This is a genomic window from Actinomadura bangladeshensis (assembly GCF_004348335.1).
GTDB lineage: Bacteria > Actinomycetota > Actinomycetes > Streptosporangiales > Streptosporangiaceae > Spirillospora > Spirillospora bangladeshensis.
In genome coordinates this window covers 1-20,961 of the sequence record NZ_SMJW01000016.1, presented here as the reverse complement: position 1 = coordinate 20,961, position 20,961 = coordinate 1, and the positions used below count along the sequence as shown (strand labels likewise).

Sequence of the window (20,961 nt, the reverse complement as noted above, 5' to 3'; positions counted from 1 at the left end):
CGGATCGCTCCGATTGGCGGGGCATGATCAGCTGCCTGTATGACTGGATCATGACGTTGCGGGAGTACTATCCGCCGATCGAGCCGTACGACTCCGGCCTGCTCGACGTCGGCGACGGCCAGCGTGTCCACTGGGAGGTCTGCGGGAACCCCGCCGGCAAGCCCGCGGTGTTCCTGCACGGCGGCCCCGGCGGCGGGCTGCTCCCCGACAACCGGCGGTTCTTCGACCCGTCCAGGTACCGGATCGTGCTGTTCGACCAGCGGGGCTGCGGACAGAGCCTGCCGCACGCCGGGGACCCGTCGGTGCCACTGGAGCACAACGTCACCCCGCGCCTGGTGGACGACATCGAGAGGCTGCGCGAGCACCTGGGCGTCGACCGGTGGCTCGTGTTCGGCGGAAGCTGGGGCAGCACGCTCGCGCTCGCCTACGCGCAGGCGCACCCGGACCGCGTCACCGAGATCGTGCTGCGCGGCGTCTACCTCGTGCGCCCGTCCGATGAGGCGTGGGGGTTCACGCCGGGCGGCGCCTCGCACCTGTTCCCGGCCGAGTGGGCGGCGTTCCGGGACGCGATCCCGGCCGCCGAGCGGGACGACCTGATGACCGCCTACGGGCGCCGCATCGAGGACCCGGACCCGGCCGTCCACATCCCGGCCGCCCGCGCCTGGATGGCCTGGGAGCTGTCCGCGAACACGCTCCTTCCCGTCCCGCCGCCGGACCTGGACGACGCGACCGTCCTGGCGTTCGCGCGCATCACGCACCACTACATCTCCAACGGCGGTTTCCTCCCCGGGGAGGGCCTGCTCGCGGGCGTGGACCGCATCCGGCACATCCCGGCCGTGATCGTCAACGGCCGCTACGACATGAAGACGCCGCCGGACCAGGCGTGGGATCTGCACCGGGCGTGGCCCGAGGCGGAGTTCCACATCGTCGAGGACGCCGGGCACGGCGGCTCCGAGCCCGGCACGCGGGACAGGCTCATCGAGGCCACCGACCGGTTCGCCGCTCACTGAACGACGAAGTGGGCACCCCCACATCTGCCTCCCAAGTCACTGCAGCAACCCCCATCAGTGCGTATGGTTCATTCCATGCCTAACAGCGAAGAGCGCGACATCAGCGGCCCCGTGGGGGCGGCCGCGGCTCCGCAGGGCGGCGCGGTCTCCGGAGGCTCGGGGGAGTCCACCGAGACGGCGGTCGCCCGCATGGGAGACCCCGTCACGGTCTGGCCGTGCGCGAACTGCGGACGTCCCGTCCCGCAGCCCGTGGGAGCGGTCCGCGCCGTCCGCTACTGCCAGGACAACGACGGCGCCTGCGCCCGGGAGGCCCGCGACCGCCGCGACCGCGGCCGGGACGCGCCCGGCCTCACCGGCCAGGTCGCCTCCGCCTGGGAGATGGTCGAGCGGCTGGAGAAGGCCGCCGACCTGCTCGCCGACTCGCTGACGTCCGAGCTGAGCGTCGCCGGCGTCGAGCGCCGCGTCGCCGAGGTGCGCGCCGAGGCCGCCCGCGAGCTCGCCATCGCGCAGACCGAGCGGGACGCCTCGCAGCGCCGCGCCGAGGAGGCGTGGCAGGAGGCCGCCACCTCCCGCAAGCGCGCCGCGGAGGCCGAGCGGGTCGCCGGCAGGGCCCGCGAGGAGGCCAAGCTCGCCACCGCCAAGCGCGACGCCGCGCAGCAGGCGTGGGAGGAGGCCCACCAGGTCGCGCAGCAGTCGATGACGGCCAAGCTCGCCGCCGAGAGCGAGCGCGACCGCGTCGCCGCCCGCGAGACCGAGCTGCTCGCCGCGCTGGAGGCGGCGCGCGCCGAGCTCGTCGGCCTGCACGCCAAGCTCGCCGAGGCCGAGGGGGCCGCCGAGGCGCAGCGCGTGGAGGCCGCCGTCGCCAAGCAGGGCGCCGAGGACCTGCGCAACGCCATGCGCGACACCGAGGCGCAGCGGCAGCGCGCCATGCAGGCCGCCAGCAAGGCCGAGGCCGAGCGGACCGCCGCGCTGCGCGCCCAGTCCGAGGCCGAGGCGGAGGTCGTCCGCGCGGCGGCCCGCGCCGACGAGGCCGCCAAGGAGCGCGACACCGCGCGGGCGCAGGCCGAGGCCGCGACCGCGGAGCGCGACGAGCTGGCCGGCAAGGTCAACGACCAGGCCGTGCAGCTGCGGCAGCTGTCGCAGTCGGTCGCCGAGCAGCAGGCCGCGCTGACCGCCCTCGCCGAGGAGCGCGACGCCGCCCGCGCCGAGGCCGACCGGGCCCGCCGCCAGGTCGACCAGTTCACCCACAGCACCCTGTCGTCGAACGTCCCGCCCGGCGGCCGGATGCCGGGCGGCGGTACCCCGATGCCCCCGGCGGGCGTCCCGAGCGTCCTCCCGAGCGGCACCGGCCCGCAGCCCGCCGGCCTGCCGCCGGGCCTGCCCCCGATCGGCGGACCGGCCGGGCACGGCTCCGTCCCGAACGGCGTCCCGAACGGGGCCCCGATGCCGCTCGGGGCACCGCTGCCGAACGCGGCCCCCGCCCCGCACGGGACGCCCCCGCACGGCACGCCGGGCCCGAACGGGACGCCGGGCTCGAACACCGGCGGCCACCGGACGCCGGGCGGCGAGGCGCGCGACCACGGCCGCCCGCGGAACGGCGTGGACCGCGAGGACCCGCTCTTCGCCGGCCCGTGACCGCGCTCACCCGGGCGGCCCCCGCCCGGGTTAGCCGTACCGGACCGCCAGGAAGAACGCCAGCGCCGCCACCGCGCTGATCATCAGCACGTGGCCGCGTTCGCGCGCGGCGGTCTGCCGCAGGGTGCTGGTGCGGCGGCGGCTCAGCCGCAGGTCCGTCACCGAGCGGCGCGCCCGCTCCCAGTGCACGCCCGTATAGATCGCCAGGGCCGCCAGGCCCAGGATGAGTAAGCCGTCTCCGCTCATGAGCTGCGCCTCCGAATCCGCGGCAGCTCAGATTGAACAGCGGATCCGGCGCGGGCGACAGTGCCCGGCGACACATTTCCGCGATTCATGCGGAACCGGCAGGGGCCGGCCGGCTGCGGATCACCGGCCGGCGCGCCGGGCTCAGCGCCCGAACACCTCCGGATCGATCTCGATCCAGATCTGCTCGGCGCGGCCGAGCAGCCTCCCGTCCGCCCCGTACAGCGCCGTCGCCGCGTGCATCTTGCGGCCCTCGCGGCTGCGCGCGAGCCCCATCACGACGCACCGCTCGCCGGCCTCGGGGACGTCCATCACCTGCGCGGTCATGGTGCCGAGCACCGCCGGGCGGCCCGCCACGTCGAACGACCAGCCGCCGGGGCAGTCGAGCGCCGCCCACACGAGCTCCCGCTCGGGGACCCGCTCGGGCACCCACGGCGCCGCGACGGTGCCGTCGCCGACCGGCCCCGGCTCCAGCCGCAGCCCGTCGCCGGGCTCGCGGTCCGGCCCGCAGACGAAGCAGCCGGGGAACGGGTGGTTCTCCTGCGCCCGGTACTTCTCCGCCGCCTCCAGCGCCCGCTCGAACGGGACGGGCGCGATCGGCGGCACGACGATGGCGCCCGCGAGCGCTTCGGCGACCAGCCGCTCGCCGTCCCACAGCCGGACGCTGTGCCCGCGCTCGTCCTCCACCGTGACCGTCAGCTCGGTGTCCAGCGGCGGCGGCTGCCGCAGCGTCACCGTCACCGTGTCGATCGGCACCCGGCCCGCCAGGCGGCCGGCCGTGTATCCGCCGTTCCCGGACCCCGCCGGCCCGTGGAACCGCCCCTCAATGATCATTTGCGCCCCCGTACCCACACGCGCCTCAACAAAACGGCATAGATCCTAATGAACCCCAACGACACCCCGTCCCCCTGGGGTGGGACGACGCTACACCGCCCGCGACGGCTGAGGGCGGCCGGGGCGGGTGGTGAAGAAGACCGAGAGGGACCCCTGGAGCCGCGCGCGGACGGTGTCCTCGTCGACGGGACCGTCCTGCGGGACGGGGGTGCGGTCGAGCGCGCGGGCGATGAGGAGGTCGATGTTGCGGTCGGCGACGAGGACGGAGCAGGTGTCGCACGCGTACCACGGATAGAGCATGTTGAGCACGGCGACGGCGGTGTCGTCGTCCGACAGGTCCGTGGTGTCGAGCTCGACCTCGAACATGTCGGTGTCGTCGGGGTCGAGCGTGGGGTAGTAGAGCCAGCTCGGCCCGGATGCGCCGCAGAAGTCGCAGCCCGGCTCCTGCGGGAGGGGCTCGCCGACCGCCAGCTCCAGCTCGTGGTCCCACGGCTCGACCCGCCGGTTGTGGCGGTAGCCGACGCCGTCGAGCGAGCCCTCGCGGTTGTGCGTCACGTCGTGCACCTCGCCGCCGCAGCGGGCGCACATGAGGCCGATGTCCTCCATGTCCCCCTCCTGATCGCTGAGGCACCGGCTTCACAGTATCCGTCCGGACGCCTCCGTCGTACCAGCCGGCGCCGCTCGGGTACGTTGAAGATCGTCGTTCCCGCGCCGGCCGGTGATCCCGGCCCGCCGCGCCCCGCGCGCCGCGCACTCCCCGGCGTGCCCCCATGCCGAGTCCTTGAACGGGAGGTTGCGTGTCCGAGGTCGTGCTGAACGCCGACAAGATCGATCTGGTCCGCGAGCGGCGGCTGCTCCTCGACCGCGTCACGATGACCGTGCTGCGCGGCGAGCACTGGGCGCTGATCGGCCCGAACGGCGCGGGGAAGAGCACGCTGCTCGGCATCCTCGGCGCCTACACGCACCCGACGCGCGGGACCGCGGAGATCCTCGGGCGCAGGCTCGGCCGGGTCGACGTCCACGCGCTGCGGCCGCTGATCGGGCAGGTCAACCCGCGGCATCCGCTGGAGTCGGCGCGGACGGTCCGGGAGATCCTCCTGACCGGTGTGACCGGCACCATCGAGCTCGTCCCGCGCTGGACGCCGTCCGCGCAGGACCTGCGTCGCGCCGACGAGCTGATCGGGCTGATGGGGCTCACGGCGCGGGCCGACGCGCGGTGGCCGACCCTGTCGCAGGGGGAGCGGGGGCGGACGCTGATCGCGCGGGCGCTGATGCCCGACCCGGCGCTGCTGCTGCTCGACGAGCCCGCCACCGGCCTCGACGTCGCCGCGCGGGAGCGGCTGCTGGCGAGCATCGACCAGCTGCGCGCCGACCGTCCCGAGCTGACCACCGTGCTCGTCACGCACCATCTGGAGGAGCTGCCCACCAGCACCACCCACGCGCTGCTGCTGCGCGAGGGGCAGGTGCTGGCCTCCGGGCCCGCAGACGAGGTGCTCACGACCGGGCTCGTCAGCGCGTGCTTCGACCACCCGATCGCCATCACCCGGCGCAACGGCCGGTGGGCGGCGACCGCCGGATCCGCCTAGCCGCCGCTCAGGCGCCCGCGACGCGGTGGCCGGACAGGTGCGCGAGGACCGACTGGTTCGCCTCCCACCCGTCCGGGAACTTCACCGGGACGCCGAGGTGCACCGGCTCGGCGGAGGGGTGCGCGTCCAGCAGCTCGGGGATGCCCGCCCGCGCCACCACCACGCAGGCGTGCCGGTGCCGCGACGCCAGGACGCACAGCCGCCCCGACTCCAGGTGGAACGCGGTGGCGTCGCGGCGCCCCGACAGCGGGTGCAGGACGACCGTCACGTCGTACTCGCGGCCCTGCAGCCGGTTCGCGGTGTCGACCGTGATGCCGTCGCCGTGCGGGCCGAGCGCGGCGCGGATCGCGGTGACCTGGTCGCGGTGCGCGGCGCCAATCGCGACGCGCGCGGCGTCCACCGGGGCCGACCCCTGCTCGGAGTGGGCGACGGGGCCGCGCTGCAGCAGCCGCACGGCGAGCGCCGCCGTCGCGCGGACCGCCTCGGCGTCGGTGCGCAGCGTGTGCCGCGCCGGCAGCTCGTACAGGGCCCAGCCGGTCGCCGCGGCCTCTTCGAGCGCGCGGTCGTAGGTGGTGCCCATGCCGCGCGCGCCGAACTCCAGCCGGCGGTCGCCCGGCTCCGTCCCGGCGCGGAACCCGGTGAACGGGTAGAACGCGCGCGACACGACGGGCGCCGCCGACGCGGGCAGGCGCCACGACACCGGCAGCCGGTGGACGGGCAGGTCCGGGTTGTGCGCGAGCAGGACCGACACGGCGCTGCGCATCGGGTCCCAGCTCAGGCCCGCCCAGCGTTCGACCTCGACCGTGGAGAACGGGTCGAGCTGCCCCGGATCGCCGACGAACAGCGCCCGCTCGAACCGGCCCGCGATGCGCAGCAGCATGTCCGAGCGCATCTGGTACGCCTCGTCCACGATCGCCCACGGCCACGAGCCCTCCGGCAGGGTCGCCCACTTCGCCGCGGTCGCGATCACCACGGTCCGCTCGGCGAGGTCGCCGGCCTTCTGCGCGACCTTCACCTGCGGATGCGCCAGGACCCGCTCGGACGGCACGTACTGCGACGCAGACAGCCGGCCCATGGTGATGCCGGGGTGCTTGCCGGCGATGCGCTCGATGAGGTCGTCGACCTGCTCGTTGGTCTGCGCCACGATCATCAGCCGCTCGCCGGCCTCGGCCAGGTGCGCGGCGGCGCGGACGACCAGCGTCGACTTGCCCGCCCCGGGCGGCGAGTCGACCACCACGCCGCGGTGCCCGCCCGCCAGGTCGGCGAGGACGCCGTCGACGACCCGCGCCGCCGCCTCGGACGGGACGAGATCGTCCGCCGCCACCGGCATCAGGCGGCGGCCCGCGTGCCCGGTCACGACCATTCCTCTTCGGCGTCCTCGTCGGTCGGCACGTACTCGCCCGGCGGGCCGCCGTGCGTCCACGGCGTCTCCTCGCGGTCGGGGAACTTCGCCGCGCCGAACGAGCCCTCGGTCAGCGAGGTGAAGCAGACCCGGTCCCCGGCCTCGGGGACGGCGCCCGGCTCCGGGGTGAGCTTGCGGCCCATCCCGCCGGTCAGCTCCAGCAGCACGGACCCGTCGCCGATCTCCACGATCCTCCCCTTGAGCGCGGGACGCGCCGCGTTGCACACGGTCGTCCCGATGTCGAGCCGCACCGGGTCCTCGGTGCCGACCCGCAGCAGCGGGCGCAGCTTCGGCCGCTTGCCCGTCTCGTCCAGCCGGGCGGGGTCGCACTCGGTGACCGTCCCGCCGAACGCCTGGCCGCTCAGCCGGTACTCGGCCATGACCAGCGGGTCGTCGAACGCGCGCTGCGCGTCGTAGGCGTCCTGGGCCCGCTCGAGGTCGTGCAGCCGCCGGGCCGCCCGGACGGGCGGGTCGCGGCGCGCCTGAGGATACGCCTCGCCGAACGTCTGGTGGTAATAGGTGAAGGCGTCGCGGTCGCGCTCCCAGCGGCGCGGCACGCTCGCCCCCTCGGGGAGCGCGCGCAGCAGTTCGACGCCCCGCCACATCAGGTCCCAGGTGGGGGTGAGCTGGCCGGCGACGGCACTGCGCAGCCGCTCCTCGGCGCGCGAGCCGCGGCCCGCCCGGTCGCAGGCGGCGATCGCCGGGGCGAGGACCTCGTTGTCGAACGTCGGATCGGTGGTGGGCCCGGCCGGCGGGCACAGCACCGGGTCCTCGGCGCGGGCGGCCGCGGCGGGGCCGTCCATGCCGTCCGGCGGGTCGATCCAGCCCATCAGGGCCGCGAGGTTGCCGTCCTCCAGCGAGCTCTGCCCGGTCGCCCAGTGCAGCCGCAGCGCCTCCGTCATCGCCAGCAGCAGCGACGAGCCGGGATGGTCGTACCGGTCGGCGAACCACGTCAGCCACCGGCCGAGCACCGGCACCGCCGGGTCGACCGCGTACGGGCCCTCGGTGCTGCGGAACCGCGTCGACCGGCCCATCAGCCGCAGGAACGCGACGCCGCCCCGGTTCGGGACGAGCAGCTGCGGCGCGTCCCCGTACCGGATCCGCTCCTCGCCCTCCTTGCCGGGCGGCAGCTCCTCCACCGCGCCCCGGCTCGTCTCGATGTGGTTCAGGACGAGCTTGGCGAGGTCGGCGGCGAACGCGAACCGCAGGTCGCGGTTGCGCGGCTGCGGCACCACCAGCAGCGCCGGATCGTCCGGCGCGCTGCCGACGAGCACGGCCAGCGGCGCCGCGGCCTCCCCGGCCAGCTTCAGCGGGACGAGCACCAGCGGCGCGTCCGGGACGTGGCAGTGCCGCACGGTCGCGAGCGGCTGCGCGACCCCCGCGGCCACCGCCTGCAGCTGCGCGAGCGAGGACAGTGCGCTCATGAAGCGATCACGCCGCCCCGTGCAGCGCGGAGCCGTGCAGCGCGGAGCCGTGCAGCGCGGAGCCGTGCAGCGCGCCGCCCTGCAGTGCCTCGGCGCGCAGCCGGGCGGCGGCGCGCAGCTGCCCGGCGGTCTCGGCCAGGTCGTCGGACGGGTCCAGGGAGCCGTCCGCCAGCGCCAGTGCGGTGCCGATCGTGTCGACGCCGCCGAGGTCGTCGCGGACGGACCGGCCGAGCGCCCCCGTCGCGCCGCACGCGCGCGCCTCGTCCCGGCAGAACAGCGCCATCTCGCAGCCCGACATGCACTCGGGCGCGTACCGGGCGTCCACCGCCCGGACCGACTCCGCGAGCGCCTCGCCGATCTCGAAGCTCAGGCCGGCGGGCAGCTCCGCCAGCAGCGCGTCCACGCGGGTGAGGCGCGCGAGCTGCCGCTCGAGGACGGCGAGCTGCGGCCGCACGTCCAGCGGCGTCGCCGTCGGCCGGTTGGAGAAGTTCTCCGGGCAGACGAGGAACACCTCGTGCGACACGCGCGCCGGGTCGTGCCCCAGCTCGGCCACCAGGCGGCGCAGCGCCAGGACGTACACCGCCGACTGGCGGGCCGCCGCCGCGACCTGCTCCGGCTCGGCCTGCCCGTCCACGACCGCGAACGACTTGATCTCGATGACGTGCAGCCGGCCCGCGAGCTGGAACGCGATGACGTCGGGTTCCAGGTAGGCCGGGCACCCGGCGATCTCCAGCCGCAGCAGCGGATGGTCGAACAGCGTGCCCTCGCCCGACTCCAGCGCGCGGGCGAGCAGCCGCCGGGTCCGCGAGTGCCGCAGCTCCCGGCCCTCGTTGCCCGCGACCACCTCCAGGTCGTCGTAGGCGACCTCCGGCACGTCGAGGCCGAGCCGGTCGCGCAGCAGCGTCAGCAGTTCGGCGCACCCGTCCGCCTTCACCTGCGCCTCGAAGACGTTCCCGCGCGTGATCGCGAACTGCGACTGCCCGAACGGCGCGGGGAACCCGAGGGCGCGGGCCACCGCGTCCTTGTCGACGCCCGCCGCGTCCATCACCCCGCGGCGGGCGCAGCCCGGATTGGACGTCAGCGCGGCGATCGTGCGGGCGTCGTGGTTGCGCGGGGGAGTGGCGCCGCGCAGCCGGTCCAGATCCGGTGCGGTGTCGGTCATGGGTCCGTTTCTCCGTTGCTGGCAGGGCGGCGCCCGGACGCGCGCACGGCGCGCAGCCGGCTGCCGAACAGCCGTTCCGCGTCGTCGAGCCGCTCCAGGGCGCGGACCGCGGCGGCCTCGCGGCGCCGGCGGTCGGGTTCGCGGTGGACGTCCAGCTCGGCCCGGGCGGCGTCGGCGAGCCTGACCGGATCGGCCGTACCGACCGTACCGGTGACCGCACCGGGAATGTTGGACGCGAAACGCCACAGCAGCCGCTGGACGTCCGGGGACGGCGTCCCGCGCCCGGCGTGCTCGGCGAGCCGCACCGCGGCGGTGAGGAAGTCGGTGCGGGGGCTCAGCGGGCCGACGATCCGCTGCTCCAGCGGCCACGTGCTCACGGTGAGCAGGCCGCGCGCGGGGGCGAGCAGGTCGGCGGTCAGCGCGGCGCACAGGTAGTACGGCCGCGCGTAGGGGGCGGTGCGGAACGAGCGCTCCTCGTCGCGGCGCAGGCTCGTCAGCCGGGTCCCGGGGATCTCGCCGGGGAAGAACGCCGCGTACACCGAGCCGATGAGCTTGGGCGCGGCCGGCGCGCCGAGGAGCGTGAGCGCCTGGTGGACCTGGTCGCGGACGGGCAGCAGCCCGCGCTCGCTCTCGGCCGGGGCGGCGGGCCGGGGGTCGCCGAGCACCGCGTCGTCCCATGCCTGCTCCGTCCCGCGCAGTTCGGCGCGCAGGTCGCGGGCCGCCCGCCGGTCCCCGGCCGCCATCGCCCGGCGGACGGCGGCGCGCAGCTCGGTGATGCGCGCCTCCAGCTCGTCGGGGGTGGGGACGCCGGGGGGCCGGGACATGCCGCAGACAGTACAGGTACTTCCGGACACTTCCAGTGTTTTCCAGTTTTGCGAGGGTGAGACGGTCAGCGCGGCTTCCGCCACGAGACCGAGTACCGCCACAGCAGATGCCGCCGGAACACGGCGCCGGGTAGCAGCCGCAGCGCCTCGTCCCGCACCTCGCCCCAGGTCATCGCCGGGTCGGCGAGGGGAGCGCCGGGTTCGCCCGCCCGCCGCCGGTTGACGAGCCGGTGGACGTGGTGCGCCGGGACGCCGAGCGCCGAGAACGTCCAGTCCCGCGGGCCCCGGTTGTTCGCCAAACCGATGACGACCAGGCTCCCGCCGGGACGGACGGCGTCGCGCATCGCCGCCATGCCCTTGGTGAAGTCCATGTGGTGGATCGCGGCGACACTGCAGACGAAGTCGTAGTGGTCGGCTGGCAGGTCGTGGTCGAGAAGCCCGGCCGCGACGAAGTCGACGTTGCCGATCCCGCCGCTGAGCCCCTTCGCCTTGGCGATCATCTCCGCCGACCGGTCCAGCCCGGTGACGTGCGCGGCGCGGGACGCGAGGCGCCGGACGAGCAGGCCGTCGCCGCAGTCCACGTCCAGCGCCTCGCCGCACCCGCGCGGCACGTTGCGCAGCACGACGCCGTGGTAGTGCGTGTTGTGGTTCCAGTAGTCGTCGGTCATCGTCACCGCCGAGGTCAGGAGCGCGGGTCGCGGCGGAGGGGGTGCCGCTCCGGGACCTCCGCGATAACGATCTTGACGCCGTCCGGGTCCTCGATCCACATCTCGACCAGGCCCCACGGCTCCTCGCGGGGCTCGCGGGTGACGCGCGCCCCGGCCGCCGCGAGCCGGTCGTGCTCCGCCCGGACGTCCCGCACCTGGAGCCAGATCATCGGGGACGACCCCGTCGCGCCCGCGCCGTGCCCCGACACCTCCAGGAACCCCGGGCCGAGGAAGAACACCACGCCGGGGGAGTCGGCGGGGCCGAACTCGCGGTAGACGGCGAGGCCCAGCACGTCGCGGTAGAAGCGCTGGGTGCGGGCGGGGTCGGCCGGGCGCAGCAGGATGCGGCTGCTCAGAACGTCCATGCCCCCATCCTCGCCCGCCACCGCCCGGCGCCGGGCACCGCCGCGCCCGCGCGCCGGCCCCCGCCGCCCCGCGCGCGGGTCAGGTGGGGAAGCTCGCGCGGTAGGTCGCGGCCATGTCCTCGTCGCCGTGCCCCTGCTCGATGGCGCGGCGGAACCGCTCGCCGACCGCGTCGTTGACGTCCACCCGGATCTTGGCGGACTCCGCCGCCTCGTGGATGAGCCGGGTGTTCGTCTCGGCGTTGCGGACGGCGAAGCTCGGCTCGAAGTCGCCTGCGATCATCGCCTTCATCTTCGTCTGCAGGTAGACGCTGTCGAGCGGCCCGCCGGTGAGGACCTCGCCGAGCAGCGCCGGGTCGAGCCCGAGGCCCTTCGCCAGCGCGACCGACTCGGCGACGACCGAGGTCAGCGAGATCGCGTAGCTGACCGCGGCGAGCTTCAGCCGGGTGCCCGCGCCGCCCGCGGCGCTCTCGTCCAGCCAGAGGGTCCTGGCGCCGACCGTGTCGAACACCGGGGCGAGGACGGTCCGCGCGTCCTGCGGGCCCGCGGCGAGCACCAGCAGCTTCCCCTGCTCGGCCGGCTGCTTCGTGCCCTGCACGGGCGCGTCGACGAACGTGAGCCCCCGCTCGGCGGCGAAGGCGGCGAGCCGTCCGAGGGCCCCGAGGCCGACCGTGCCCATCTGCGCCCAGATCTGCCCCGAGCGCAGCGAGGGCGCCGCGTCGGTCATGACGGCGAGGGCGGTCTCGCCGTCCTTCAGCATGGTGATGACCACCTCGGCGCCGTTCACGGCCTCGGCGGGAGAGCCGGCCACCGCGGCGCCGTCGGCGGCGAGGGGCTCCGCGCGGGCGGCCGTGCGGTTCCACACGGCGACCCGGTGGCCGGCCCGGAGCAGGTTCCGGGCCATCGCGGCCCCCATGATGCCGGTGCCGAGCATCGCGACCTGAGTCATCTCGCGCTCCTTTTGGACTGTCCAGTTCATAACTGTGCGGGACAAGCTTCGCACACGGCTGCGCGCCGCGCCTCATGGATGCCCCTACCCACCGCCGGGCGGGGTTCTGCCGCGGACCGTCGAGCCTCGCGGCGGGCGGTTGTCCGGGGCGGTCAGCCGTAGGCGTGTCCGTCGTCCGCCGCGTCGGCGTAGGCGTCGGCGTACGGGGCGGCGAACGCGTCGAGGGTGCGGTCGAGCTGGGCCGACCACCACGCCACGAGCGACGCCGGTCCGCGCCCGCCCGCGCCGTCCTCGCCCAGGTAGCGGTGCCGCAGCGGCGCCACGTCGCACAGCCGCTCCCACCACTCGCGGTGGACGGCCGCCTGGATCTGCCCGGCGTCCAGCGGATACGCCGAGCGGTGCCCCCGCACGAACGCCTGCACGCGGTCGAGGTCGAGGCCGCGCTCGTCGTCGCACGCGAACAGCCGCGCCGCCGAGCGGACCACCTCGCCGGCGACCGGCCCCGTGGTGAGGCCGTCCCAGCCGAGGACGGCGGTGACGTTGCCGGACCCGCCGTAGCGCAGGTGCCCGGCGTGGAACGAGCCGTGCAGGTGCCCGACCGTGCTGACCTCGATGTCGGGCGGCTGGTGCCCGGCGAACTCGGCGAGCAGGTCGCGGCGCTCGCGCAGCCGCCGGGCGGTCAGCGCGTCGAAGTCGGTGCCGTCGCCGCCGCCGGGGACGTCCGCCAGCATCGCCTCGACGGCGGCGGCCGCGTCGGCGGCGCGCGGCGTCGGCACCAGCATGCTCTGCTGGACGGGCGCCGTCAGCTCGTCCAGCGCCGCGTGCAGCCGCCCGAGCAGCGTGCCGAGGGCCTCGCACCCGCCGAACGTCAGCTCCAGCCCGCCGCGCCCGCGGCCCCCGACCCACGGGTACAGGACGTAGCCGCGGCCGGCGGCGGTGACCAGCGTCCGGCCGGTGCGCGCCGGCAGCGGCGCGAGGACCGGCAGCCCGGCCGCGTCCAGCGCGGCGGTCACCGTGTGCTGGAACAGCACGCGGCGCCGGTCGGGCGCGGCGTACTCGCGCAGGAAGAACGTCCCCGCGGCCGTGTCGACGCGCCAGCACCGCCGGCCGGGCCCGGCCGGCAGCGGGCTCACCGCGTCCGGCGCGCCGGCGTCCCAGCGGCGCAGCAGCCGCGCCGGCGGGTCGGTGTCGGCACCCTGGCGGGTCTCCGTGCTGTGCGACGTGGGCACCTCGGCACCTCGGCTGCGTCGGGCGGACGGCGGTCGAATGGATGTTCTACGACGACGCTACACGCCCGGCCCGCACGGCGAAAGGGAACCCGCGCGGACGGCGGCTCAGACGCGCTCCAGCACCACCACGGGGATGTCGCGGTTCGTCTTCGTCTGGTACTCGTCGTAGGCCGGCCAGGTCGCCGTCATCTTCCGCCAGAACGCCGGCTTCTCCTCCGGGGTCGCGGTGCGCGCCCGCGCGGTGAACCTGTCGCCCTTCACCTGCACCTTCACCTCGGGGTCGGCCTGGAGGTTCAGGTACCAGAGCGGCGGCTCGTCCGCGCCGCCCTTGGACGCGACGACGAGGTAGGCGTCGCCCTCGGGCTGGTAGATGAGCGGCGTCGTGCGCTCCTTGCCGCTCTTGCGCCCGGTGGTGGTGAGCAGGAGCGTGATCGTGCCCTGCCAGTCGTGCCCCTCCGCCCCGTCGGTCTCCTGGTAGCGCTGGACGTGTTCCTTGCCGTACAGCATCGGTCCTCCTCTTCGGGTCTCGGCCGCGGCGCGGCCACCGGTGACAACCCGCGGACCCTCGATGACCTTCCCAGGGGCGCGGCCCTCAAAGCCGTGCCGGGCCGGCGCGGCGGGGTCACTACGCTGAGCCGGTGGACGACAGGGTGGACGACACGGCTGAGGGCACGGCGGACGGCATGACGGAGGACGCGGCGGAGGACGCGGCGGAGGGCGCGGCGGAAGTGGCGCGGCGGTGCGCCGAGACGATGTACGCGCGGGACAAGGTGGCGCAGGACCTCGCCATGGAGATCGCCGAGGTCGCGCCCGGCCGGGCGCGCCTGCGCATGACGGTCGCCGACACGATGGTGAACGGCTTCGGCATCGCGCACGGCGGCTACCTCTTCCTGCTCGCCGACTCGGCGTTCGCCTACGCGTGCAACACCCATGACGCCGTGACGGTCGCCGCGTCCGCCGACGTGGTGTTCGTCGCGAGCGCGCGCGGCGGGGACGTCCTGGAGGCGACCGCGGTCGAACGCGTCCGCTACGGCCGCAGCGGGATCTACGACGTGACGGTGCGCCGCGTCCCGGACGGCGAGGTCATCGCGGAGTTCCGCGGCGGAAGCCGCAGCCGCGACCTGCGGGTCATCGGCGGCGGCGCGCCCTGACCGCCGCCGGGGGAGGCCGGAGCGTCAGAGTTCCTTCAGGATGCGGGTGAGGAAGCGGGCGGTGTCGTCGGGACGAGCCGCCGTGATGCACAGGTTGTTCATCGCCCGCATGTAGGTGTCGACGTCCGTCGGCTTGTCGAGGTAGAGGGCGCTGGTGAGCTGCTCCAGGTAGACGACGTCCGACAGGCCCGGCTCGGCGAAGCGCAGGATCGTGAACGGGCCGCCCGCCGCCGCGTGCCCGCCCGCGCCGAACGGCACGATCTGCAGCGTCACGTGGGCGAGCTCGGACGCCTCGATCAGGTGCCGGATCTGGGCCCGCATCACCTCGCGGCCGCCGAGCGGGCGGCGCACGACCGCCTCGTCCAGCACGGCCCACAGCGTCGGGGCCTCGGGGGAGGTGAACCGCTCCTGCCGCGTCGTGCGGATCTGGACGCGCCGCTCGACCTCCTCGTCCGAGGCGTCGGAGTAGCCGAGCCGGACGACGGCGCGCGCGTAGTCCTCGGTCTGCAGCAGCCCGGGGACGAACTGGAGCTCGTAGGCGCGCAGCATGGAGGCGGCCTCTTCGAGGCCGAGGTAGACCTCGAACCAGCTCGGCAGGATGTCGCCGTACCGGTGCCACCAGCCGGGGTTGTTGGCCTCCTTGGCGAGCCGCAGCAGCGGTTCGCGCTCGCCGGCGGCGGAGACGCCGTAGAGGGTGAGCAGGTCGGCGACGTCGCGCTCCTTGAACCCGACCCGGCCGAGCTCCATCCGGCTGATCTTGGAGTGCGAGCCGCGGATCTCATAGCCCGCCTGCTCGGTGGAGATCCCGCGGGACTCGCGCAGCCGGCGCAGTTGCGCGCCGAGCAGAATGCGCAGGACGGTGGGGCCGCCGCGCCGGGGATAATCGATCAGCCGCCCGGCCGGATCGTCTTCGGCCGGAGGTCTCGGGGCAGCAGAATCCTCGGACAAGGGTCACCCGCCAGTCGATGGGTCTGCGCGGAGGCTGAACGGCACCGCACTATGTTAGAGGATCCCGACGCGTTTTTGGGAGCTATGAAAAACGCGTCCGGGATCGGAGCCCGGTCGCGCCGGGCGGGCGGGGACGTCCGGTGACCAGTGCTGTCGGTGGCGGTGCGGCTGCGGAACGTGGTGCCACCGCCGCGGCGGGTTCGCCCGGGACGGCATTTCGCCGCTGCCCGCGCCGCCGCCGGGGGCGCCATTTGGCCGCCGTTCTCCGGTATTGCGCGCGGCCAATCCTGACAGGCCATTTCGTGATCTGTCGTATGACGCGTGAATGTCGCACGTCGTGCGTTCTGGTGAGTTTTCCGCGGGCCGATGCGGGGCGGGCGGAGGGGCGAGTGACGAAGCTCTCGTCCCGGCCGGGCAAGATCTCCGGCGGCCGGGACGTTCCTTGGTCAGAGGGCGGCAACGAGCGCCGCTCTGCAGAGAGGCGACCACCACCGCGCATCCTGGGGGAATCCATGAACGCCACCCGCGAGCGACCAGAGATCCGTTTTCTGACCTCGGGCGATGTCTCGGCGCACGAGCGCGCCGCGGCGGACCGGGCCATCCGCGAGGCGCTGTCGGGCGCCCGCGGCGTCACGTCCGTCCGGGTCACGCTGAGCGTCGTCAACGACCCGTCGCTGCCGCGCCCCGCGCTGGCCCAGGCCGTCGTGGAGCTGGACGGCCGGCAGGTCCGCGCGCAGGCCGCCGCGCCCCGCATCGACGAGGCCACCGACATGCTGCGCGAGCGCCTGGCGCTGCGCGTGAGCTCCCTCCAGGTCGGTCTCACCTGACAGGCCGGACGCTTCCTCCCGCCGGGCGCGCCCATGCGGGAGCGCCGGACCGGCGGGTTCGTGGGAACGGCGGAGCCCCGTGGCGGGGCACCGCCGTTCGTGTGTTGAGGCCCCTCGTTGTCAGGCGTCGCGCCGGGTCATGACAAATGCGGCAAAACCGAGCGGAATAATGACATAGGCCGCGAGTACAGCGGCCGCCGCGCCCGGCGACAGCAGATCGCCGTACACGGAGTTCTCCGCACTGAGCCCCGCCATCTGCGTGGGCAGGCCCCCGGGCATCACCGACCCGGCCCGCTCCCTCCACGGCTCCGGCAGCTGGAAGACGAGGAGCGGCAGGACGTGCCACACGAACACCACCGACACGATCGCACCCGCCGTTGAACGCAGCAGCACGCCGAGCGACAGGCCGAGCAGCGCGAACACCGGCACGATCGTCCCCGCGAGGACGAACCCCGGAAGGTCGTGCGCGATGGACGCCTGCTGGTCGGGGAACGGCCGGTCGCCGACGATGAGCCGCGTCCCGAGGAACGACCCGACCGCCACCGCCTCACCGGCGGCCAGCGCGACCGCCCCGACCACCGCGGCCTTCGCCAGGAGCAGCGTCCGCCGCCGCGGCACCGCGACGAGGCTGGTGCGGATCATGCCCGTCCGGTACTCGGACGTCACCGACACCACCCCGAGGATCCCCAGGCACAGCGACGCGCCCCAGCCGCCCAGCTCCTGCAGCGGGCGCAGCAGGAGCTCGTCCCTGCGATCCGCCGGCAGCCCGTCCCAGACATGCGCCATCTGGAACGCCAGCAGCAGGACCAACCCGGTGAACGCCGCCGTCACCGCCAGCACCACGTAGGTCGAGCGGACCGAACGCAGCTTCCACCACTCCGCCGCGAGCGCGCCGCCCATCACGCGTCCCTCCGCGCGAACGCGTACGCGCCGGCTCCGAGCGCGATGACGGTGTACGCCGCCAGAAGCGCCACCGCCACCGCCGGCGACAGCGCACCGTGGTCGCCGGACGAACCGGGCGGCCCCGCGATCTGGTTCGCCAGGCTGCCGGGCAGCGCCGACCAGATGCGCTCGTCCCACGGGGACGGCAGCAGCCGTGCGAGAGCGGGCAGCACGAACAGCACCGCCATACCGGACGTGATCGCCGCCGCCGTCGAGCGCAGCACCGCGCCCAGCCCGAACGTGATCAGGGTGATCGCCGCCGTCGTCAGCCCGAGCCACAGCAGATGGACCGCGACATCGGCCACGGGAGCCTGGAACGTGGCCACCGGCCGGTCACCGACGATGACCGCGCCCGCAGCGGACCCGGCGGCCAGCGCCACGAGCGCCGCCGCGCCCATGACGGCCGCCGCGACGCCGCCCTTGGCCATGAACAGCGCGCCCCGGTGCGGCATCGCCGCCAACGTCGCCCGGATCATCCCGGACGAGTACTCCGACGTCAGCGTCAGCGCCCCGAGCACGACCGCGCACACCGGCAGCGAGACCGCGAGCGGCTGCTCCGCCGGCGCCACCTGCGCGACTCCCCTGCGCGCCGCCGGCAGGTCGTCCCAGTAGCGGGCCACGTACCAGGACCAGAGTGCGCACAACACCGTGAAGCCGCCGACCGTCCCGAGGACGGCCCCGGTCGACCGCACACTCCGCAACTTGCACCACTCCGCCGCCACGGCGTCCCCGACCCCGGCCATCCCGCTCCCCGATCTCTCACTGCTCCCGCCAAGCGCCGCGTAACCACCGCTGGTGTCCCGTTGGCCGATGCCCGACAGGCAATCGGCGTTGGGCTTATCGGTCACCTCGTCACCGCCCCGAACTCGGCGCTGCCCGCGGTCAGCTCCATGTACGCCTCCTCCAGGGAGGCGCTGTGCGGGGTCACCTCGTGCAGCGGGATGCCGTGGGCGGCCGCCGCGTCGCCGATGGCGGCGACGTCGAGGCCGGTCACCGTCAGGGCGCCGCCCGGCATGGAGTCGACGCGGGCGCCGCCGGCGGCGAGCACCCCGGTCAGCTCGGCCGCCCGCGGCGAGCGGACGATGACGCCGCGCCGGAAGCGGTCCGCGAGTTCCCGCACCGACGTGTCCGCGATCAGCCGCCCGCGGCCGATGATGACCAGCCGGTCGGCCGTCAGCTCCATCTCGCTCATCAGATGGCTGGAGATCAGCACCGTCCGCCCTTCGGCGGCCAGCGACCGCATCAGCTCGCGGATCCAGCGGACGCCGTCCGGGTCGAGGCCGTTCACCGGCTCGTCGAACATGAGGACCCCCGGGTCGCCGAGCAGCGCCGCCGCGATCCCGAGCCGCTGCCGCATGCCGAGCGAGAAGCCGCCGACCCGCCTGCGCGCCGCGCCGGCGAGGCCCACGCGCTCCAGGACCTCCGCGACCCGCCGCGTCCCGATGCCGTTGCTGCGCGCCAGCCACCCGAGATGGTCGAACGCCCGGCGCCCGCCGTGCACGGCGCCCGCATCCAGCAGCGCCCCGACCTCCCGCATGGGGCGGCGCAGCGATCCGTACCGGGTCCCGTTGACCAGCGCCTCGCCGGACGTCGCCCGGTCGAGCCCCAGCAGGACGCGCATCGTGGTCGTCTTCCCCGCGCCGTTCGGACCCAGGAAGCCGGTCACCGTCCCCGGCCGCACCGCGAAGGACAGGCGGTCGACGGCCGTCGTGCCGCCGTAGCGCTTGGTCAGCTCGCACACTTCGATCATGCGGTCAACGCTCGTGCCGAACGTGTTCCCCGCGCATCGGAACGTGGGCGGGAACCGGACGTCCGCCCCTGCTCCGAGGGGCCCGCCCGCCTCCGACCCCGGTATGACGGCCGCCGGGAGGAGGCGGTGCTCCGCGCCGTCCCGGTACCTTCGTGACGTGGACGAATCCGAGCTGCGCGCCCCGTTCTTAATGCGGCTCGGCCGGCGCGCGCTGATCGGACTGGACGCGGGCCTCGCGGTCGTCTACACGCTCCTGCTCCTCGTGCTCCCCGCCGATACCGACGTCTCCGCGCTCGCCGCCGTCCCGCTCGCCGCCGCGGCCGGCCTGCCCCTGGCGGTGCGGCGGCTGTGGCCGGTCCCCGTCTTCGCCGCCGTCCTGTCCGCCTCGACCGCCTCGCTCGCCCTCGGCCTGCCCTTCGACTCCTACGCCGGCGCCGCGTTCGCCCTCTACCCGGTCGCGCTCGCCCGGCGCCGCCGCCGCTGGATCCCGACCCCGCTGATCGGTGCCGTCAGCGCCGCCGTCATCCTCGGCGGCGCCATCGCCGGACCCGGCGGCCGGCACGCGGAGGCCGCCGGGGACCTGCTGCTCGGCCTCGCCGTCCTCGGCGCGTCCTGGACGCTCGGCCGCGTCGTCCGCGAACGCCGCGCGCAGGTGGCGCGCTCCGCCCGGCGGCTCGCCGACCAGGCCGTCTCGGACGAGCGGCTGCGCATCGCCCGCGAACTCCACGACGTCGTCGCGCACAGCATGAGCCTGATCGCCGTCAAGGCCGGCGTCGCCGTCCACGTCGCCGCCGCCCGGCCGGAGGAGGCCCTCGACGCCCTCCGCGTCATCGAGACGACGAGCCGCGGTTCCCTCGCCGAGATGCGGCACCTCCTCGGCGTCCTGCGCACCGACGCCGACCTCGGCCCGGCTCCCGGCCTCGCCGACCTCACCGCCCTCGCGGAACGCGCCGCCATGGCGGGCGTCCACGTCGACCTGGACGTGGACGCGCCGAGCCTCCCGGAAGGCGTCGCGCTCTCCGCCTACCGCATCGTCCAGGAGGCGGTCACCAACGTCGTCAAGCACGCCGCACCGGCCCGCTGCCGCGTCCGCGTCGAGGCCGACGGTGAGCGCATGCGCATCGAGGTCACCGACGACGGCCCCGGCGTCCGCGTCCTGCCGGGCGGCGACGGGCACGGGCTCATCGGCATGCGCGAACGCGTCATGATGTACGGCGGCGACTTCACCGCCGGCCCGCGCCCGTCCGGCGGCTTCGCCGTATCGGCCGACTTCCCGTACGAAACCTAGGAAACCCGTTGGAACTGCGCGTCCTCGTCGCCGACGACCAGGCCCTGCTGCGCGGCAGCTTCCGCGTCCTCATCGATACCGCGCCCGGCCTCCGCACCGTCGGCGAGGCCGGCAGCGGCGCCGAGGCCGTCGAACTGGCCGCGAGCGAACGCCCCGACGTCGTCCTCATGGACGTCCGGATGCCCGAGATGGACGGCATCGAGGCGACCCGGCGGATCTGCTCCGACCTTCCGGACGTCCGCGTCCTCATCCTCACCACGTTCGACCTGGACTCCTACGTGTACTCGGCGCTCAAGGCCGGGGCGAGCGGCTTCCTGCTGAAGGACACCCCGCCCGCCGACCTGCTGTCGGCGATCCGAGCCGTCGCCGCCGGTGAGTCGCTCCTCGCCCCCACGGTGACCCGCCGCCTGATCGCCGAGTTCGTCCGACGCCCGGCCCCCGTCCAGCCGCCGCCGGCCGCCCTGGACGCCCTGACCGACCGGGAGCGCGAGGTCCTCACCCTCATCGCCCGCGGCCTCTCCAACAGCGAACTGGCCGAACACCTGCACCTGAGCCCGGCCACGGTGAAGACGCACATAGGCCACCTGCTCTCCAAACTCCAAGCCCGCGACAGAGCACAACTGGTGATAGCCGCCTACGAAACCCGCCTGATCCACCCCGCCTGAAGCAGACCCTCGGCCCCCGCACC

General features: G+C 74.9%; 23 protein-coding genes. 7 read left to right on the top strand and 16 right to left on the bottom strand.

Translation table 11 applies throughout. From position 1 onward, the window contains the following. Positions 1-56: 56 nt before the first annotated feature. Both pip and E1284_RS05455 read left to right on the top strand, forming a co-directional pair. Complete coding sequence (gene pip, locus E1284_RS05460) at positions 57-1,010, top strand: prolyl aminopeptidase (protein ID WP_131937784.1); 954 nt, start codon at positions 57-59, stop codon at positions 1,008-1,010. Between the two features lie 75 nt (positions 1,011-1,085). Continuing rightward, positions 1,086-2,645 carry a coiled-coil domain-containing protein gene (locus E1284_RS05455; RefSeq protein WP_243714270.1) on the top strand — a complete coding sequence of 520 codons (1,560 nt, stop codon included), beginning with the start codon at positions 1,086-1,088 and terminating at the stop codon, positions 2,643-2,645. Between the two features lie 30 nt (positions 2,646-2,675). On the opposite strand, the gene E1284_RS05450 is transcribed toward E1284_RS05455, so the two are convergent. From E1284_RS05450 to E1284_RS05440, 3 genes are all read right to left on the bottom strand, one after another. Further along, entirely contained in the window at positions 2,676-2,891 is a 216-nt protein-coding gene (locus tag E1284_RS05450) for a hypothetical protein (RefSeq protein WP_131937713.1), read from the bottom strand. A 141-nt stretch (positions 2,892-3,032) separates the two neighbouring features. Further along, positions 3,033-3,722, bottom strand: coding sequence for a hypothetical protein (locus tag E1284_RS05445; RefSeq protein ID WP_131937711.1), 690 nt, complete (start codon positions 3,720-3,722; stop codon positions 3,033-3,035). A gap of 90 nt (positions 3,723-3,812) precedes the next feature. Next, positions 3,813-4,328 (bottom strand): hypothetical protein, encoded by a 516-nt coding sequence (locus tag E1284_RS05440; protein WP_131937709.1) that lies wholly within the window; start codon positions 4,326-4,328, stop codon positions 3,813-3,815. A 191-nt stretch (positions 4,329-4,519) separates the two neighbouring features. Between E1284_RS05440 and E1284_RS05435 the strand changes: the two genes are divergently transcribed. After that, positions 4,520-5,308: an ABC transporter ATP-binding protein gene (locus E1284_RS05435; RefSeq protein WP_207923581.1), complete on the top strand. Its 789-nt coding sequence runs from the start codon at positions 4,520-4,522 to the stop codon at positions 5,306-5,308. A gap of 7 nt (positions 5,309-5,315) precedes the next feature. On the opposite strand, the gene E1284_RS05430 is transcribed toward E1284_RS05435, so the two are convergent. The 9 genes from E1284_RS05430 to E1284_RS05390 form a co-directional block, all read right to left on the bottom strand. Next, positions 5,316-6,638: an AAA domain-containing protein gene (locus E1284_RS05430; protein WP_131937781.1), complete on the bottom strand. Its 1,323-nt coding sequence runs from the start codon at positions 6,636-6,638 to the stop codon at positions 5,316-5,318. 23 nt (positions 6,639-6,661) lie between these two features. Next, positions 6,662-8,134, bottom strand: coding sequence for a hypothetical protein (locus E1284_RS05425; protein ID WP_131937707.1), 1,473 nt, complete (start codon positions 8,132-8,134; stop codon positions 6,662-6,664). Positions 8,135-8,141: 7 nt separating this feature from the next. After that, entirely contained in the window at positions 8,142-9,296 is a 1,155-nt protein-coding gene (locus E1284_RS05420; protein WP_131937705.1) for a hypothetical protein, read from the bottom strand. Next, entirely contained in the window at positions 9,293-10,120 is an 828-nt protein-coding gene (locus E1284_RS05415; RefSeq protein ID WP_131937703.1) for a hypothetical protein, read from the bottom strand. Before E1284_RS05415 ends, E1284_RS05420 begins: the two co-directional genes overlap by 4 nt. 65 nt (positions 10,121-10,185) lie before the next feature. Beyond that, positions 10,186-10,788 carry a class I SAM-dependent methyltransferase gene (locus E1284_RS05410; protein ID WP_131937701.1) on the bottom strand — a complete coding sequence of 201 codons (603 nt, stop codon included), beginning with the start codon at positions 10,786-10,788 and terminating at the stop codon, positions 10,186-10,188. Positions 10,789-10,802: 14 nt separating this feature from the next. Continuing rightward, on the bottom strand, positions 10,803-11,192 hold the full coding sequence (locus tag E1284_RS05405) for a VOC family protein (RefSeq protein WP_131937699.1): 390 nt from the start codon (positions 11,190-11,192) through the stop codon (positions 10,803-10,805). A 79-nt stretch (positions 11,193-11,271) separates the two neighbouring features. Then, a complete protein-coding gene (locus tag E1284_RS05400) occupies positions 11,272-12,138 on the bottom strand; it encodes an NAD(P)-dependent oxidoreductase (protein ID WP_131937697.1) in 867 nt (288 codons plus the stop codon). Positions 12,139-12,290: 152 nt separating this feature from the next. Beyond that, complete coding sequence (locus E1284_RS05395; protein ID WP_165965133.1) at positions 12,291-13,367, bottom strand: phosphotransferase enzyme family protein; 1,077 nt, start codon at positions 13,365-13,367, stop codon at positions 12,291-12,293. Between the two features lie 105 nt (positions 13,368-13,472). Next, the gene (locus E1284_RS05390) at positions 13,473-13,874 is read right to left on the bottom strand and encodes a nitroreductase family deazaflavin-dependent oxidoreductase (protein ID WP_131937695.1); all 402 of its coding nucleotides are present in this window, start codon (positions 13,872-13,874) and stop codon (positions 13,473-13,475) included. Between the two features lie 131 nt (positions 13,875-14,005). Between E1284_RS05390 and paaI the strand changes: the two genes are divergently transcribed. Then, positions 14,006-14,518: a hydroxyphenylacetyl-CoA thioesterase PaaI gene (paaI, locus tag E1284_RS05385; RefSeq protein WP_424923467.1), complete on the top strand. Its 513-nt coding sequence runs from the start codon at positions 14,006-14,008 to the stop codon at positions 14,516-14,518. A 24-nt stretch (positions 14,519-14,542) separates the two neighbouring features. Here paaI and E1284_RS05380 read toward each other — a convergent pair whose 3' ends face one another. Further along, on the bottom strand, positions 14,543-15,409 hold the full coding sequence (locus E1284_RS05380; protein ID WP_131937775.1) for a helix-turn-helix domain-containing protein: 867 nt from the start codon (positions 15,407-15,409) through the stop codon (positions 14,543-14,545). 569 nt (positions 15,410-15,978) lie between these two features. Between E1284_RS05380 and E1284_RS05375 the strand changes: the two genes are divergently transcribed. Next, complete coding sequence (locus E1284_RS05375) at positions 15,979-16,293, top strand: hypothetical protein (RefSeq protein WP_131937693.1); 315 nt, start codon at positions 15,979-15,981, stop codon at positions 16,291-16,293. Positions 16,294-16,413: 120 nt separating this feature from the next. On the opposite strand, the gene E1284_RS05370 is transcribed toward E1284_RS05375, so the two are convergent. The 3 genes from E1284_RS05370 to E1284_RS05360 all read right to left on the bottom strand — a co-directional run bounded on the left by E1284_RS05370 (position 16,414) and on the right by E1284_RS05360 (position 18,985). Continuing rightward, positions 16,414-17,193 (bottom strand): ABC transporter permease, encoded by a 780-nt coding sequence (locus E1284_RS05370; RefSeq protein ID WP_131937691.1) that lies wholly within the window; start codon positions 17,191-17,193, stop codon positions 16,414-16,416. After that, on the bottom strand, positions 17,193-17,978 hold the full coding sequence (locus tag E1284_RS05365) for an ABC transporter permease (protein WP_131937689.1): 786 nt from the start codon (positions 17,976-17,978) through the stop codon (positions 17,193-17,195). Before E1284_RS05365 ends, E1284_RS05370 begins: the two co-directional genes overlap by 1 nt. 101 nt (positions 17,979-18,079) lie before the next feature. Continuing rightward, the gene (locus tag E1284_RS05360; protein WP_131937687.1) at positions 18,080-18,985 is read right to left on the bottom strand and encodes an ATP-binding cassette domain-containing protein; all 906 of its coding nucleotides are present in this window, start codon (positions 18,983-18,985) and stop codon (positions 18,080-18,082) included. A gap of 157 nt (positions 18,986-19,142) precedes the next feature. Here E1284_RS05360 and E1284_RS05355 point away from each other — a divergent pair, with 157 nt between their 5' ends. Both E1284_RS05355 and E1284_RS05350 read left to right on the top strand, forming a co-directional pair. Next, positions 19,143-20,273, top strand: coding sequence for a sensor histidine kinase (locus E1284_RS05355; protein WP_207923580.1), 1,131 nt, complete (start codon positions 19,143-19,145; stop codon positions 20,271-20,273). Between the two features lie 8 nt (positions 20,274-20,281). Beyond that, positions 20,282-20,938 (top strand): response regulator, encoded by a 657-nt coding sequence (locus tag E1284_RS05350; RefSeq protein WP_207923579.1) that lies wholly within the window; start codon positions 20,282-20,284, stop codon positions 20,936-20,938. The last annotated feature ends 23 nt before the right edge of the window (positions 20,939-20,961 follow it).

What these genes read in the sequence shown, in the direction of transcription:
- E1284_RS05455 (WP_243714270.1), top strand. Translation starts at nt 1,086, where the DNA reads ATGCCTAACAGCGAAGAGCGCGACATCAGCGGCCCCGTGGGGGCGGCC.
- E1284_RS05450 (WP_131937713.1), bottom strand. Translation starts at nt 2,891, where the DNA reads ATGAGCGGAGACGGCTTACTCATCCTGGGCCTGGCGGCCCTGGCGATC.
- E1284_RS05445 (WP_131937711.1), bottom strand. Translation starts at nt 3,722, where the DNA reads ATGATCATTGAGGGGCGGTTCCACGGGCCGGCGGGGTCCGGGAACGGC.
- E1284_RS05440 (WP_131937709.1), bottom strand. Translation starts at nt 4,328, where the DNA reads ATGGAGGACATCGGCCTCATGTGCGCCCGCTGCGGCGGCGAGGTGCAC.
- E1284_RS05430 (WP_131937781.1), bottom strand. Translation starts at nt 6,638, where the DNA reads ATGCCGGTGGCGGCGGACGATCTCGTCCCGTCCGAGGCGGCGGCGCGG.
- E1284_RS05425 (WP_131937707.1), bottom strand. Translation starts at nt 8,134, where the DNA reads ATGAGCGCACTGTCCTCGCTCGCGCAGCTGCAGGCGGTGGCCGCGGGG.
- E1284_RS05420 (WP_131937705.1), bottom strand. Translation starts at nt 9,296, where the DNA reads ATGACCGACACCGCACCGGATCTGGACCGGCTGCGCGGCGCCACTCCC.
- E1284_RS05415 (WP_131937703.1), bottom strand. Translation starts at nt 10,120, where the DNA reads ATGTCCCGGCCCCCCGGCGTCCCCACCCCCGACGAGCTGGAGGCGCGC.
- E1284_RS05410 (WP_131937701.1), bottom strand. Translation starts at nt 10,788, where the DNA reads ATGACCGACGACTACTGGAACCACAACACGCACTACCACGGCGTCGTG.
- E1284_RS05405 (WP_131937699.1), bottom strand. Translation starts at nt 11,192, where the DNA reads ATGGACGTTCTGAGCAGCCGCATCCTGCTGCGCCCGGCCGACCCCGCC.
- E1284_RS05400 (WP_131937697.1), bottom strand. Translation starts at nt 12,138, where the DNA reads ATGACTCAGGTCGCGATGCTCGGCACCGGCATCATGGGGGCCGCGATG.
- E1284_RS05390 (WP_131937695.1), bottom strand. Translation starts at nt 13,874, where the DNA reads ATGCTGTACGGCAAGGAACACGTCCAGCGCTACCAGGAGACCGACGGG.
- E1284_RS05375 (WP_131937693.1), top strand. Translation starts at nt 15,979, where the DNA reads ATGAACGCCACCCGCGAGCGACCAGAGATCCGTTTTCTGACCTCGGGC.
- E1284_RS05370 (WP_131937691.1), bottom strand. Translation starts at nt 17,193, where the DNA reads ATGGGCGGCGCGCTCGCGGCGGAGTGGTGGAAGCTGCGTTCGGTCCGC.
- E1284_RS05365 (WP_131937689.1), bottom strand. Translation starts at nt 17,978, where the DNA reads ATGGCCGGGGTCGGGGACGCCGTGGCGGCGGAGTGGTGCAAGTTGCGG.
- E1284_RS05360 (WP_131937687.1), bottom strand. Translation starts at nt 18,985, where the DNA reads ATGATCGAAGTGTGCGAGCTGACCAAGCGCTACGGCGGCACGACGGCC.